Source organism: Bradyrhizobium sp. 192, from assembly GCF_023100965.1.
Classification (GTDB): domain Bacteria; phylum Pseudomonadota; class Alphaproteobacteria; order Rhizobiales; family Xanthobacteraceae; genus Bradyrhizobium; species Bradyrhizobium symbiodeficiens.
This window is the reverse complement of record NZ_CP064690.1, coordinates 6,394,390-6,407,403: the sequence shown is the minus strand read 5'-3', so window position 1 is coordinate 6,407,403 and position 13,014 is coordinate 6,394,390. Positions and strand designations below refer to the sequence as shown.

At 65.2% G+C, this 13,014-nt stretch carries 13 protein-coding genes; 5 read left to right on the top strand and 8 right to left on the bottom strand.

The features are described 5' to 3' along the window. Positions 1-79: 79 nt before the first annotated feature. Entirely contained in the window at positions 80-961 is an 882-nt protein-coding gene (locus IVB24_RS30055) for a substrate-binding domain-containing protein (protein ID WP_247770147.1), read from the top strand. After that, complete coding sequence (locus IVB24_RS30050; protein WP_247770146.1) at positions 958-1,515, top strand: PQQ-dependent catabolism-associated CXXCW motif protein; 558 nt, start codon at positions 958-960, stop codon at positions 1,513-1,515. The genes IVB24_RS30055 and IVB24_RS30050 overlap by 4 nt, the downstream gene beginning before the upstream one ends. A gap of 57 nt (positions 1,516-1,572) precedes the next feature. On the opposite strand, the gene IVB24_RS30045 is transcribed toward IVB24_RS30050, so the two are convergent. The 6 genes from IVB24_RS30045 to IVB24_RS30020 form a co-directional block, all read right to left on the bottom strand. After that, on the bottom strand, positions 1,573-1,872 hold the full coding sequence (locus tag IVB24_RS30045) for a copper-binding protein (RefSeq protein WP_247770145.1): 300 nt from the start codon (positions 1,870-1,872) through the stop codon (positions 1,573-1,575). A gap of 129 nt (positions 1,873-2,001) precedes the next feature. Beyond that, a complete protein-coding gene (locus tag IVB24_RS30040) occupies positions 2,002-2,604 on the bottom strand; it encodes a hypothetical protein (protein ID WP_247770144.1) in 603 nt (200 codons plus the stop codon). Continuing rightward, on the bottom strand, positions 2,601-3,449 hold the full coding sequence (locus tag IVB24_RS30035) for an ABC transporter permease (protein ID WP_247770143.1): 849 nt from the start codon (positions 3,447-3,449) through the stop codon (positions 2,601-2,603). Before IVB24_RS30035 ends, IVB24_RS30040 begins: the two co-directional genes overlap by 4 nt. After that, positions 3,446-4,252: an ABC transporter ATP-binding protein gene (locus tag IVB24_RS30030; protein ID WP_247770142.1), complete on the bottom strand. Its 807-nt coding sequence runs from the start codon at positions 4,250-4,252 to the stop codon at positions 3,446-3,448. Before IVB24_RS30030 ends, IVB24_RS30035 begins: the two co-directional genes overlap by 4 nt. Further along, entirely contained in the window at positions 4,249-5,208 is a 960-nt protein-coding gene (locus IVB24_RS30025; protein ID WP_247770141.1) for a YVTN family beta-propeller repeat protein, read from the bottom strand. Before IVB24_RS30025 ends, IVB24_RS30030 begins: the two co-directional genes overlap by 4 nt. A gap of 202 nt (positions 5,209-5,410) precedes the next feature. Continuing rightward, entirely contained in the window at positions 5,411-6,592 is a 1,182-nt protein-coding gene (locus IVB24_RS30020; protein WP_247770140.1) for an ABC transporter substrate-binding protein, read from the bottom strand. A 61-nt stretch (positions 6,593-6,653) separates the two neighbouring features. Between IVB24_RS30020 and IVB24_RS30015 the strand changes: the two genes are divergently transcribed. Continuing rightward, complete coding sequence (locus IVB24_RS30015; RefSeq protein ID WP_247770139.1) at positions 6,654-7,220, top strand: DUF3280 domain-containing protein; 567 nt, start codon at positions 6,654-6,656, stop codon at positions 7,218-7,220. A gap of 107 nt (positions 7,221-7,327) precedes the next feature. Here the strand turns inward: IVB24_RS30015 and fghA are convergent, their stop codons facing one another. Together fghA and IVB24_RS30005 are read right to left on the bottom strand one after the other, a co-directional pair. Next, positions 7,328-8,173 carry an S-formylglutathione hydrolase gene (fghA, locus tag IVB24_RS30010; protein WP_247770138.1) on the bottom strand — a complete coding sequence of 282 codons (846 nt, stop codon included), beginning with the start codon at positions 8,171-8,173 and terminating at the stop codon, positions 7,328-7,330. Positions 8,174-8,240: 67 nt separating this feature from the next. Further along, positions 8,241-8,861: a response regulator transcription factor gene (locus tag IVB24_RS30005; protein WP_094971803.1), complete on the bottom strand. Its 621-nt coding sequence runs from the start codon at positions 8,859-8,861 to the stop codon at positions 8,241-8,243. Positions 8,862-9,003: 142 nt separating this feature from the next. Between IVB24_RS30005 and IVB24_RS30000 the strand changes: the two genes are divergently transcribed. Together IVB24_RS30000 and IVB24_RS29995 are read left to right on the top strand one after the other, a co-directional pair. Continuing rightward, entirely contained in the window at positions 9,004-10,362 is a 1,359-nt protein-coding gene (locus tag IVB24_RS30000; protein ID WP_247770137.1) for a histidine kinase, read from the top strand. A 164-nt stretch (positions 10,363-10,526) separates the two neighbouring features. Next, positions 10,527-13,001, top strand: a complete 2,475-nt coding sequence (locus tag IVB24_RS29995; protein WP_247770136.1) for a TonB-dependent receptor — start codon at positions 10,527-10,529, stop codon at positions 12,999-13,001. The last annotated feature ends 13 nt before the right edge of the window (positions 13,002-13,014 follow it).

Below are 13,014 nucleotides of genomic sequence, written 5' to 3'. Positions count from 1 at the left end.
AAAGCCAGCAGAGTCTGGCGAAACTTGGCGCGTCATGCGTTGCATGGATAGCATTCAAACAAAACGAGGAGGAAGCGGGATGACGGAGGCCGGACCACATCGTCGCTGGTTGTTTTCACTGTGGGTCCTGGTTGCGTGCTGTGCATTCGGCGATGGCGTCGTCGCGCAGACCAATGACAGCGGCGACCTCTCGTTCGAGCTGGTCGACCCGAACGTGCTACGCGTTTGCGCCGATCCCCGCAATCTGCCGTTCTCGAACGAAAAGGGCGAGGGGTTGGAGAACAAGCTGGCCGAGCTGTTTGCCGACAAGCTCAAGAAGAAACTCGACTACGTCTTCTTCCCGCAGGCCACCGGCTTCGTGCGGATGACGCTGGGCGCGCACCGCTGCGACGTCATCATGGGCTTTCCGCAGGGCGATGACGTCGTGCAGGGCACCAATCCCTATTACCGCACGAGCTATGCGCTGGTCGCCAAGGCCGGCAGCGGGCTCGAGGACGTCGACACGCTCGAGGACGCGAAGTTGAAGGGCAAGCATGTCGGCATCGTCGCCGGCACGCCGCCGGCGACGAACATGGCCATCGCCGGCCTGATGGGCGACGCGAAGCCTTATCCGCTGATGATCGACACGCGCTACGACAATTCGGCCCAAGCCATGATCGACGATCTCGCCGCCGGCAAGATCGACGCCGGGGTGCTGTGGGGACCGATGGCTGGCTACTACGCGAAGAAGGTCGGCTCGCTTCACGTCACACCGCTGGTGAAGGAAACCACGGGGCCGAAGCTGGTCTATCGCATCGGCATGGGTGTGCGTCCCGCCGACCAGAACTGGAAGCGACAGCTCAACAAGCTGATCCAGGAGAACCAGGGCGAGATCAACAAGATCCTGGTCGACTTCGGCGTCCCGCTGCTCGACGAGAACAACAAGCCGCTCGGCGCGGAGACGGCCAAGAAGTCGCCATGAGGTGGCGTCTTGCCGCGGCGCTCGTCGTTGCCGCGTTGGCGGTGCCGGCATTCGCGCAGCAGCAGGAGCCGTTCGAGCCCGAGGGTTATCGCGCCGACAATTATCGCGCACCGGTGCCGGCGACGCTGGCGGGTGCGCGCGTGCTCAATACGGTGGAAGCCGAAGCGATCTGGCGCGCCAGGAGCGGTGCGTTCGTCGACGTGCTGCCGCGGCCGCCGAGGCCGAAGAATCTTCCGGCAGGCACGGTGTGGCGTGATGCGCCGCGCAAGAACATTCCGGGCAGCATCTGGTTGCCGGATACCGGTTACGGTAGCTTGCCGCCGGCGATGGACGATTATCTCCAGCGCGGCCTCGCACAGGCCTCACGTGGCGACAAGTCCGCGCTGCTGGTGATCTATTGCCTCGCAGATTGCTGGATGTCCTGGAACGCCGCCAAGCGCGCGCTGACATACGGCTACTCCAGCATCGCCTGGTACCCCGACGGCACCGACGGCTGGGAGCGCGCGAAGCTTCCGACCGAGGAGGCGCAGCCTGAGCCGCGTCCCGAGCAGTAGACGAGTAAACTGAGGTGTGCTCCCTCGCCCCGCTGCCGGGGAGAGGCGAAGCAGCGCCTACTGCTTCTGCAGCTTCGTCAGCGTGCCGGTGCCGTTGTTGTCGGTGGCAGAATAGTTCACCTTGTCGCCGGCGTGAACGGCCTCCAGCATCGCGGCGTCCTTGGTTTTGTATTCCTGGAGCGCGCCGGCGCCGCCGGCGCTGCCGCCGACCGTGCCCTTTTGCGTCTGCTGGATCGAGATCGTGCCGTTCAGCCGATCGATCCGCATGACCAATCCGGTCATGTCGTCGGCAAAAGCGCTGGTTGCGAGCATGCTGAGGGCCGCAACGCCCGCACAGATGAATCTTGTGGTTCCCATCGAGGCCTCCCGACGTCCTGGAGTTCACTTCGACAAGCCATCCTAGCTCGATTTGGTTCCGGGAGATAGCAGGGCTAAGGTTAACGGGCCGATCCGGGAACCTGCCGTAACCGGCAAGCGAGGCGGACGCTATTCCATCTCCTGCTGAATCACGCGGCCGAGCGCGAACAGGCGCTGGTCGATCGTGGTTGGAACCTCGCAGACGAACCGCACCACCTTGTTGCGGTCCTCGAAAATGCGGGTCTTCCAGATCAGCTCGTTACCGAGCGCCTCGACCTTGGCCTCGTCACGCGGAGTGGCGCCCTGCAGCGCCTGGAGCTGAATAGCCTCCTCGCGAATCTTGTCGGCGGCCTCGCGCTGCTTGCGGCTGACGCGCTCGAGCCCGTTCATCACCTGGGAGCGCTGTGCATTGAGCGTGTCGAAGAGGCCGGCGAACAGCAGCTTTGCGTTGTTGGTCTTGTCGGCGGAAGAGGCGGCCAAAAAGTCTTTCACCGACTTCTCGGCCTCGTCCATCGGCGTCTTGCGCGCCGACAGCTTCGCGACCAGCGCGGTGATCTTCGCATCGTTCTTCCACTTGGTCTCGGCGTCGTCGAGCGCAGGACCAGCCCAGACGGCGGCGAGCGAAATCTCCGGCACCTTGGCTTGCGTGCAGGGCCAGTTGGGGTAGCGCGGATCGGCCGCGTGGGCGGCCGTGCCCGACAGCGCCACAACAGCCATGGCCAGAACCTTCATCCTTCGCCTCCTGCGGGCCCCCGTCGCGCCAGCCCACGCGAGGGATCATAGGCCCAAATCGCGCCGATCATGAAGACGATTGTGCATGCCGCGACCACCGCCAGCGAGATCCAGTTGATTTGGCCATAGAGCGCAAAGCGTATCAGCTCGACCGCATGGGTGAAGGGATTGGCCTCGCAGAGATAGTAGAGATAAGGGCTTCCCTCCTGCACCCGCCACAGCGGGTAGAGCGCGGAGGAAGCAAAGAACATCGGGAAGATGACGAAGTTCATGACGCCGGCGAAGTTCTCGAGCTGCTTGATGCCGGAGGAGATCAGCATGCCGAGCGAGCCCAGCATCAGCCCGGACAGGATCAGCGCCGGCAGCACCGTGAGATAGCCCTGGGATGGCGGGGTAATGTCCCAGAGCCAGGCGATCAGCAGGAATGCATAGACCTGGAGCAGCGACACCGCGGTGCCCGCCAGCAGCTTGCAGAACAGCAGGAAGCCGCGCGGCAGCGGGCTCACCAGCAGCGTGCGCATGTTGCCCATCTCGCGGTCGTAGACCATCGACAGCGAGGACTGCATCCCGTTGAACAGCTGGATCATCGCCATCAGCCCGGGCGCGATATAGACCTCGTAGAGGATGTAGGTCTCGTAGGGCGGGATGATGGAGATGCCGAGCACCTGACGGAAGCCGGCGGCGAAGATGAACAACCATACCAGCGGCCGCACCAGAGCCGACACGAAGCGCTCGCGTTGATGCAGGAACCGCAGGCCCTCGCGCCAGACGATGCCGGTGAGGCAGGTTATGTACTCGCCGGCCGAGAAGCCGCGCGGGGCGTCGCGCGTGGTCATGCTGCTCATGCGCCGCCTCCCGGCATGGTCTGCGCGCCGGTCAGGCGCATGAAGGCGGTGTTGACGTCCTGCGCGCCGGCTTCGGTAACGACGCGGCTCATCGGCCCCTTCGCCAGTACCTTGCCCTGGTGCAGCACCACGAGGTCGTCACTGGGCATGATCTCGTCGAACAGATGTGTGGCCCAGAGCACGCCGATGCCTTGCTCCGTCACGAGCCGGCGAACCTGGCTGATGATGTCGGCGCGCGCCTTGACGTCGAGGCCGACGGTGGGTTCGTCGAGCAACAGCAGCCGCGGCCGGTGCAACAGCGCTCGCGCGATCTCCAGCCGCCGCATCTGGCCGCCCGAGAGATCGCGCACCTTGCTGCCGGCGCGGTCGGCGAGCCCGATGCGGCCAAGCAGCTCGGCGCTGCGTGCGGAGGCCTCGCTCCGGCTGATGCCGTGCAGCGCGGCGTGATAAAGCAGGTTCTGCGTCAGCGACAGGTCGAGATCGAGCGTGCGCGGCTGGAACACGACCCCGAGCAGCCGCAGCGCCTCGCCGGGGCTCTTGCCGACGTCATGGCCGAAAATGCCGACCCGGCCGGACTGGATGCCGAACAAGCGCGTGATCAGCGAGAACAGCGTGCTCTTGCCCGCGCCGTTGAGCCCGAGTAGCGCGGTGAAGCTCGCCGGCTGAACGTTGAAAGAGACGTCGATCAACGCCCGCCGCGATCCATAGGCATGGCTGACGCCGTCGATCGACAGCGCCGGCACCGCGGCCGTATCTGGCTTCGGCGCCTCCTGTGGTTCGGGAATCGGAGCAGGGCTGGTCATGGTGCGATCGCGATACCCCAGGGCAGTTCGCCCACCTGAATGGTCTTGATCACCTTTTGCGCGGCGACGTCGATGACGGAGACGTCGTTCGACACGCCATTGGTGGTCAGCAGGTATTTCTCGTCTGGCGTGAACGCCATGTGCCAGACCCGCTGACCCACCAGCAGATATTTCGTCACCTTGCGCGAGGCCACGTCGACCACGGCGATGCGATTGGCGGGGCCGAGCGCGACGAAGGCGGTCTTGTCGTCCTTGGTCATGCCGATGCCGACCGGCTGGATCGCCTCTTTCCGCAGGCCCGGAATCTCGAACGTGACCTTGCCGATCACCTCGTGCTTTTTCGGGTCGATCACCGAGACGGTGCCGCCGATCTCGGAGGAGACCCACAGTTCGGAAGCATCGTGCTTGAACTCGGCAAAGCGCGGCCGCGCGTCGACCAGCACGTTGGCGACGATCTGGCGCGAGGCGGTGTCGATGAAATGCGCCATGTTGGTCGTTTCCGACGTGTTGATCAGCGTCTTGCCGTCGGGGCTGATGGTCATGCCCTCCGGCTCGACGCCGACCTGGATGTCGCCGAGCCGGGCGCGCTTCTCGAGGTCGATCACGGTCACCGTGTTGTCGTTCTCGTTGGCGACGTAGAGGATCTTGCCGGCGGCGTCCTGGGCGAACAGTTCCGGGTCCGGTCCGGAGGGCAGGCTGTCCACCACGGCTTGCGTCTTGGCGTCGATCATCTGGACGGTGTCGTCGTCGCCGACCGCGACCATCACGAACTTGCCGTCGCGCGTGAAATCGATGCCGCGCGGGCGCTGGCCGACCTTGATGGTCTTGGTCACGGTCCAGCTGTCGGTGTCGATAACGGAGACCGTGTTGCTCTTCTCGTTTGAGACGTAGGCGATGAAGGCGTGTGCTGGCGCGGCCGCGAGCGCAAGGGTCAGCAGCGACGCTGCTCCCAGCATGCGTGATGTCTGCCCGCGGGCGGTCTCCACCTCCCCCGCCTGCGGGGGAGGTGGCATCGCATCGTCAGATGCGATGCGGGAGAGGGCTCTTTCCTCTTGGGGGCTCTCGCGAGCGGAAATACCCTCTCCCCAACCCTCCCCCGCAAGCGGGGGAGGGGGCGCTGCGTCGTTGTCGAGCCAGCTTGAACTCATCTCACATCGCTCACTTCAGCTTGCATTTGCTCTCCGGACGATCATAGCCGAGCGTGTCGAGCTCGGAGACCTGGTGCAGAAATCCTTCCTGCGGCGAGACCGACACCACCATGCGACCGTCGACCAGCAGGATCGGCTGGCGCAGCTGCAGGTTCCAGTCACGCAGGGTCAGCCGCGTGCCCTTGAAGGCGGCGACCGAGAAGTCCGGGCCCTTGATGAAATCAGTCACTTTCTTGACGTCGCCGGAATTGGTGCGCGAGGTGGCCTCTCCAATCATGCGGGCCGCGGTCCAGGCCTGCATGTCGAGCGCCGACATGCGCCGTGAATTCAGCTTCATGAAGCGGTTCTGCATCTGGATCGCGCCCCATTGGTCCTGCGATGCGTCCCAGCTGCGCGGCACGAGACCTGCCGAGCCCGCGACGGGCCGGGGATCCCAGGTGCGATAGGGCAGGTAGGCGCCGAACACCTCGCTCTCGTCGGCAGCGACCAGCACGTCGTAGGCGGGCGCCTGCTGGGTGAACACAGGCATCTGGCGCTGGATCAGCGTCACGCCGCTGTCGGTGCGGCGTGCGCCGCCCTTGTCCTCGAAAGTGCGCTCCTGCACGATCTTGGCGCCGAACCGTGTGGCGGTGCGCCGGAGCGCATCCGCAAACAGCTTGTCCTCGTCATGCGAGCCGACCACGAGCAGCCAGCGCGACCACTTTTTCCAGACGAGATATTGCCCGAGCGCATCCGCCAGCATCGCCCGCGTCGGCGCGGTGTGGATCACATTGGCGCGGCAATCGGCCTCGCGCAGCCGCTCGTCGATCGCGCCTGCGTTGAACAGCAGCGTGCCGCGCTCGCGCAGGGCGTCCGAGACTTTCAGCAGCGCATCGGCGGGCAGGTCGGCGATGATGAAGCCGTTCTTCTCCGCGAGCGCGTTCGCGGCCTGGACGACGTCCTCACCTTCCCTGATGCGGCGTTCTTCCAGCACGAACCGCTGGTCCAAAAATTTCCCGGTGGTGTTGTTGTCCTCGATCGCGAGCCGCGCGCCGGCGATGCCGTCATTCTCCGCGGGCTGCTCGACCAGCGACAGTGTAGATCGGGTCGCAGCGATGCCGAGATAGCCGACGCCGATCAGGGCAGGCTCCGCCGCGAGCGCGCTCGTCGCAGCAAGAGCAAAGCCGATCAGACCGGCCAACCATCGGATCATGTTTCCTCCGAGCGATCCCCCCCGGCTTGACCGCAGGTGGAGAATTGTCTCTGCTTCAAGCATGACCAATTTGTCAGGGCATGCAACCCCGCATTTCGTCCCCGCGCGCGGCGGCATCACGATCATGCGAGCATTGATGGTGATCGCCGCTTTGCTGTTGACGCCGTCGGTCGCGCGCGCCGATCCACCCAAGCTCGCCGTGTTCGATTTCGAGCTGATCGATACCAGCCTGCCGGGCGAGTTTTACGGCTCCAGGCCCGAAGAGGCGCGGCTCGTGCTCATCAGCGAACAACTGCGCAAGGAATTGAAGGAGTCCGGCAGGTTCCAGATGCTCGACATCGCGCCGGTCAGGGATGCCGCCCGTCACGCGAACTTGCAGGCCTGCGGCGGCTGCGACCTCAAGCTTGCCGGCGAATTGGGCGCTGACCTCGAGATCACCGGCATGGTGCAGAAGGTCTCGAACCTGATCATCAATCTCAACGTCTATTTGCGTGACGTGAAGACCGGCCAAATGATCATGGCGGCGAGCGCCGACATGCGCGGCAACACGGATGAAGCCTGGACCCGCACGATGAGCTATCTGATCCGCAACCGGCTGTTGGCGCCGAATTACGGCAGGCGGGAGTAGGTTCTTCGCCTTTCCGCGAGTCCCACTGTCACCGCTTTCGGGGATGTAGCCCCTCACCCCGACCTTCTCCCCCTACGAACGGGGGAGAGGGGGAGGAGAGAGCGGTCTCACCCCTTCAGCTTCTCAGCATGCCAGTGCAGATGATCGCCCATGAAGGTCGAGATGAAATAATAGCTGTGGTCATAGCCCGGCTGCATCCGCAGCGTCAGCGGGATGTTCGCCTTGCTGCAGGCGGCTTCGAGCAGCTCCGGCTTCAGCTGCTCCTTCAGGAAATTGTCGGCCTCGCCGACGTCGACCAGGAAGCCGGAAAACTTCGCGCCGTCCTCGATCAGCGCCACCGTGTCATGGCTGCGCCATGCGTCCTTGTTCGGCCCGAGATAGCCGGTCAGCGCCTTGATGCCCCAGGGCACGAGCGAGGGCGCCACGATCGGCGCGAACGCGCTCGCGGCGCGATAGCGGTGCGGGTTGCGCAGCGCCACCGTCAGCGCGCCGTGGCCGCCCATCGAATGGCCCATCACCGATTGCCGCTTGGCGTCGACGGGAAAATTTCCCGCCACGAGCTTCGGCAACTCGTCGGTCACATAGCTCCACATCCGATAATTGCGCGCGAACGGCGCCTCGGTCGCATCGACATAGAAGCCGGCCCCGAGGCCGAAATCATAGGCGTTGTTGGCATCGCCCGGCACGTCGGGCCCACGTGGTGAGGTATCGGGCGCGACGAAGATCAGGCCGAGCTCGGCGCAGGCCTTGCGGAATTCGCCCTTCTCGGTGACGTTGGCATGGGTGCAGGTGAGGCCGGACAGGTACCAGACCACGGGCAGCCTGGCGCCGTCGGCATGCGGCGGAACATAGACCGAGAACACCATGTCGGTTCCCGTCGCCTGGCTGGCATGGCGATACACGCCCTGCACGCCGCCATAGGATTTGTTGGTCGAGACAGTCTGAATCGTCATGCCTTCACTCCGTGGCATCTCACCACATCAATATTGCAACGCTTGTGTGACCGAATTCGTGGCGTCGTCAGGCGACGCCGCTGTCGATCGCCAGCCGCACCAGCTCGACCGAGGTCTTGACCCCGAGCTTCTGGCGCATGATGGACGAGGTGTTGGCGACCGTCTTGTAGGACGACTGCACCAGCCAGGCAATTTCGGACAGGCTCTTTCCGGCGCTGAGCAGCCGCAGGATCTCCATTTCGCGCGGGTTCAGCTTGGACAGCGGGCTTTGCGCCAGCGTCGGCCCTGCGAAGGCGATGCTGCGCGCGATCGCGCTCGGCAAATACGTGCCGCCGCCGCCGACGGCGCGGATCGCCTCGACGAGATCGTCGGGGTCGCCGGTCTTGGAAACGTAGCCCTTGGCGCCGCACTCGATCGCGCGCGCGGCAAAGGCCGGGTCGTCGTTCATGCTGAACATGATGATGCGGGCATCGGCCGCGCGCTCGAGGATGCGGCGGGCGAGCTCGAAGCCGGACACGGTCGGCAAATTGATGTCGATGATGCAGAGGTCGGGGCGTTCGACGATGAAGACGCACTCGCCGTCCTCGGCGTCGGCGGCCTCCAAAATCTCGATCTCGCCCTCGTCGGCCAGCACGGCACGGCAGCCGGAGGCGACAATGGGATGATCGTCGACGATCAGAATGCGCATAGGCGTTTCCTTGTGACAGCGTCGGCCTGTTTCGCGCCCGGCCGGGATTGCTGTACGCTTCCGATTAGATATCCGCCGCTTCGTCCCTGTCAACGCCATCGGACCGGGGCGGGCGAGGCATCGCGAGGCACGGGCGACACCAATGTGGCAAAATCTATCCTTGCGCGGGCGCATCAACCTCTTGCTGGCGCTGCTGCTGGCGCTGGGGCTCGCGGTCAATATCGGCCGCCAGGTCGCGGAGGCAGGTCCGCGGGTGCAGGCCGAGGACCAGAGCGTGATCCGCCTCGCGCGCGAATTCATCGAGATGATCGTTGCCGATCTCAACGAGGCGCCCGATCCGGATGCCAGGCTGAACCAGATCGCGCGCGATCTCAGCCGTCTGCGCCATGTCAGCATCACGCTTCGGGATGCCGCAGGCAATCCGCAGACGCCGCCCCGGCTTGATACTGACGCCGACACGCGCGGGCCGCCGGCCTGGTTCGTCAGCCTGGTTCATCCCGAGCAGACCGCGGTGAGCGTACCGGTCTCGATCCACGGCAGGCCCGGCTCGCTCCTGATCACCTCGCATCCCGATGACGAGATCGCGGAGATCTGGGACGGCATCGTGACCCAGCTCGAGGTCGGCTCGGCGATCGCGCTGGCGCTGTTCTTCTTGATGATGAAGGTGGTCGGCCGCGCGCTGGCGCCGCTGCAGTCGCTGGCGGAGGCAATGGGGGAGCTGGAAGGCGGACATTACGAGGCCCGTGTCACACCGGGCGGTGCGCCGGAGCTCGCGGTGATCTGCACCAAGCTCAACCACCTCGCCGCAACGCTGGGTGAGGCCGTCGAGGACAAGCGGCGCCTCGCCGAGCGCGCGGTGTCGCTCCAGGACATCGAGCGCAAGGAGATCGCGCGCGAGCTCCACGACGAGTTCGGGCCGTATTTGTTCTCGCTGCGGGCGCATGCCGGCGCGCTGGCGAAGCAGGCGGACGGACGCGTTCCCAGCGCCGAGGCCGTGCGAAAACACGGCAGCGCCATGCTGGAGCAGATCAACGCGCTGCAGCAGTTCAATCGCCGCGTGCTGGAGCGCCTGCGCCCCGTCGGCCTTGCTGAGCTCGGCCTGCGCCAGGCGCTGGAATCGCTGTCGCGGCTGTGGCGGGAATCGCATCCGGATGTCGCGATCGAGACGTCGATCTCACCCGCGCTGGGCGCAACCGGCGAGACCGCCGACCTCACCATCTACCGCATCGTGCAGGAGGCGCTCACCAACGTGTTCCGCCACGCTGGCGCGACCTCGGTCAATGTCGTGATCGAGCCGGCGGAGCAGACGGCGCAGGACGGCCGCGTCTGTGCCCGGGTGCGGGTCAGCGACAATGGCCGCGGCATGGAGCCGGACCAGAAGCTCGGCTTCGGCCTCGTCGGCATGCGGGAGCGGATCCTGGCGCTGGGCGGCACGCTCAACGTCGTCTCCGGCGATGGCGGATTGACGGTGGAGGCACTGGTTCCGACGGCGGTGGCCTGATCGCTCCCGAAATGATCGGGAAATCTTCCCGATTTGGTCGGGAGATCGGGAGCGGATAATGCCCGACCTTTTGTGGCTGGCGGGATTGCGACGGCCGCATACACTCGTCTCAACCAAAACGGCGAAGATCAAAACAGCCGGTGGTCACGGATGGGAAGGCGGGGATGGGCAAGGTTCTTTCGTTCAGGCGTCGTTTGTTGATGGCCTCGGTGTCATCAGGTCTGGTGTCCGGGGTGGTTTTCGCAAGCCCCGCTTTGGCCGCGCAGGACGAGGAGACCAACGTCCAGAATCTGCCGCCGGTCGAAGTCGCGGCGCCACCGCCGTCGGTGGCCAGGCGTACCGCGCCGACGCGGCCGGTTGCGCGCATAGGGGCGCCGTCGTCCGCCGCTCCGAAGACGCGGCTTTACGTCTACCCGACCGCGCCGGGCACGGGCCGCGGCCTCGACGTCGATAAAGTGCCGTCGGCGATCAACGCCGTCGATGCCAGCCAGATCAAGCGCACCGGATCGCTGAACGTCACCGACGCGCTGCGCGACAATATCGCCGGCGTCAACATCACCGAGGTCACCGGCAATCCATTCCAGCCGGATGTCGAATTCCGCGGCTTCGTCGCTTCGCCCGTGGTGGGCACGCCGCAGGGCCTTGCGGTGTATCAGAACGGCGTCCGCATCAACGAAGCGTTCTCGGATGCCGTCAACTGGGACCTGATACCGACCGCCGCCATCAGGTCGGTAACGCTGGTGACCAACAACCCGGCGTTCGGCCTCAACGCGCTAGGCGGCGCGCTCAACCTGCAAATGAAGGACGGCTTCACCTATCAGGGCGCCGAGGTCGACGTGATGGGCGGTTCGTTCGGTCGCATCCAGGGCTCGGCGCAATGGGGCAAGCAGGTCGATCAGAATTACGCGGTCTACGCCGCGCTCGAAGGCCTGCGCGACAACGGTTTCCGCAATTTCTCCCAATCGACCGTTCGGCGCTTCTACGGCGACGTCGGCTACAAGGCCGGCGACAGCGAATTCCACGCCAATATGGGTGTCGCCAAGAACGATTTCGGCGCCAGCGCCACCGTTCCGGCCGAGCTGCTCGACAAATATTGGGGCGCGACCTACACCACGCCTCAGACCACCTCCAATCGCGTGGGCTATCTCAATCTGACCGGAAAGGTCGATGCGACGCCGACCTGGACGTTCGAAGGCAGCGCCCGTGTGCGCAGGTTCGAGCAGAAGATCGTCGACGGCAATCCGACGGACGCGCAGGAATGCGGCGCGGATCCGGCGCTGCTGTGCTTTGGCGACGACACTACGGCCGCGAACGGCGCGGGCGGCGTGCAGCTCGCCAATCCCTTTGCGCCGGGGACCATCCTCGGCGAGATCGATCGGGGCTCGATCCGTTCGACCACGTTCGGCGTGTCGGGACAGGCAACCAACACCGATCAGCTGTTCGGGCACGACAACCGCTTCGTGATGGGCACGAGCTACGACGCCAGCGTCACCCGCTACAACGCGACCGCCGAAATCGGCTCGATGGGAGAAAATTACGTCGTGAGCGGCAGCGGCGTCTTTCTCGGCCCGACGCCGACGGCCGATCCCGCGGCCGGCCCCGTCTCGCTGCGGACCGTCAATCAGTACAACGGCCTGTACGCGATGGACACGTTCAACGTCACCGATGCCTTCGCCGTCACCGGCGGCGGCCGCTTCAACGTGGCGCGCATCAGCCTGGAAGACCAGCTCGGGTCCGCCCTCAACGGCGACCACACGTTCACCCGTTTCAATCCGGTGATCGGCGGCACCTACAAGATCACGCCGGAGCTGACGGCCTATGCCGGTTACTCCGAGGCCAACCGAGTGCCGACGCCGCTTGAGCTCGGCTGCGCTGATCCGGCCCGGCCTTGTCTCATCGCGGCCTTCCTCGTCTCGGACCCGCCGCTGAAGCAGGTGGTTTCCAAGACCGCCGAGGCCGGCTTCCGCGGCACCAAGGAGCTGAACATAGGCTCGCTCGGATGGAAGGTCGGCGCGTTCCGCGCGACCAATTACGACGACATCGTCGCTGTGCCCGCAATTGGGCGGACCGGGTTCGGCTATTTCAGCAATGTCGGCCGGACCAGGCGTCAAGGGCTCGAGGCCGAGGTCAGCATCAAGTCTCCCACGCTTCAGTTCCAGGCAAGCTACGCCTTCGTCGACGCGCGCTACCTCGATGCGTTCGAACTCGGCTCCGAAAGCCCGTTCAGGGATCCCGTGACAGAGACCATCCAGGTTTCGCCCGGCAACCAGCTTCCCGCGATCCCGCGTCACCGCGTCAAGGTCGGCATCGACTATGCCGTGACCGACGTCTGGAAGGTCGGCGGCAACGCGCTGTTCGTCTCCAGCCAGTATTTCGTCGGCGACGAATCCAACCAATATTCCAAGTTGCCATCCTACACGGTGTTCAACCTCCACACCTCCTACCAGGTGGCGAAGAACATCCAGCTTTACGGCCGCGTCGACAACATCTTCGACAGGCGCTACGCCACCTACGGACAGTTCTTCGACCGCGAGGCCTTGCCCAACTTCACCAACGGCGGCAACGACTTCACCGACCCGCGCTCGCTGAGCCCGGCAAGGCCGCGCGCGTTCTACGCGGGGATGCGGGTGACCTTCTAGGAACGGCCGCGGC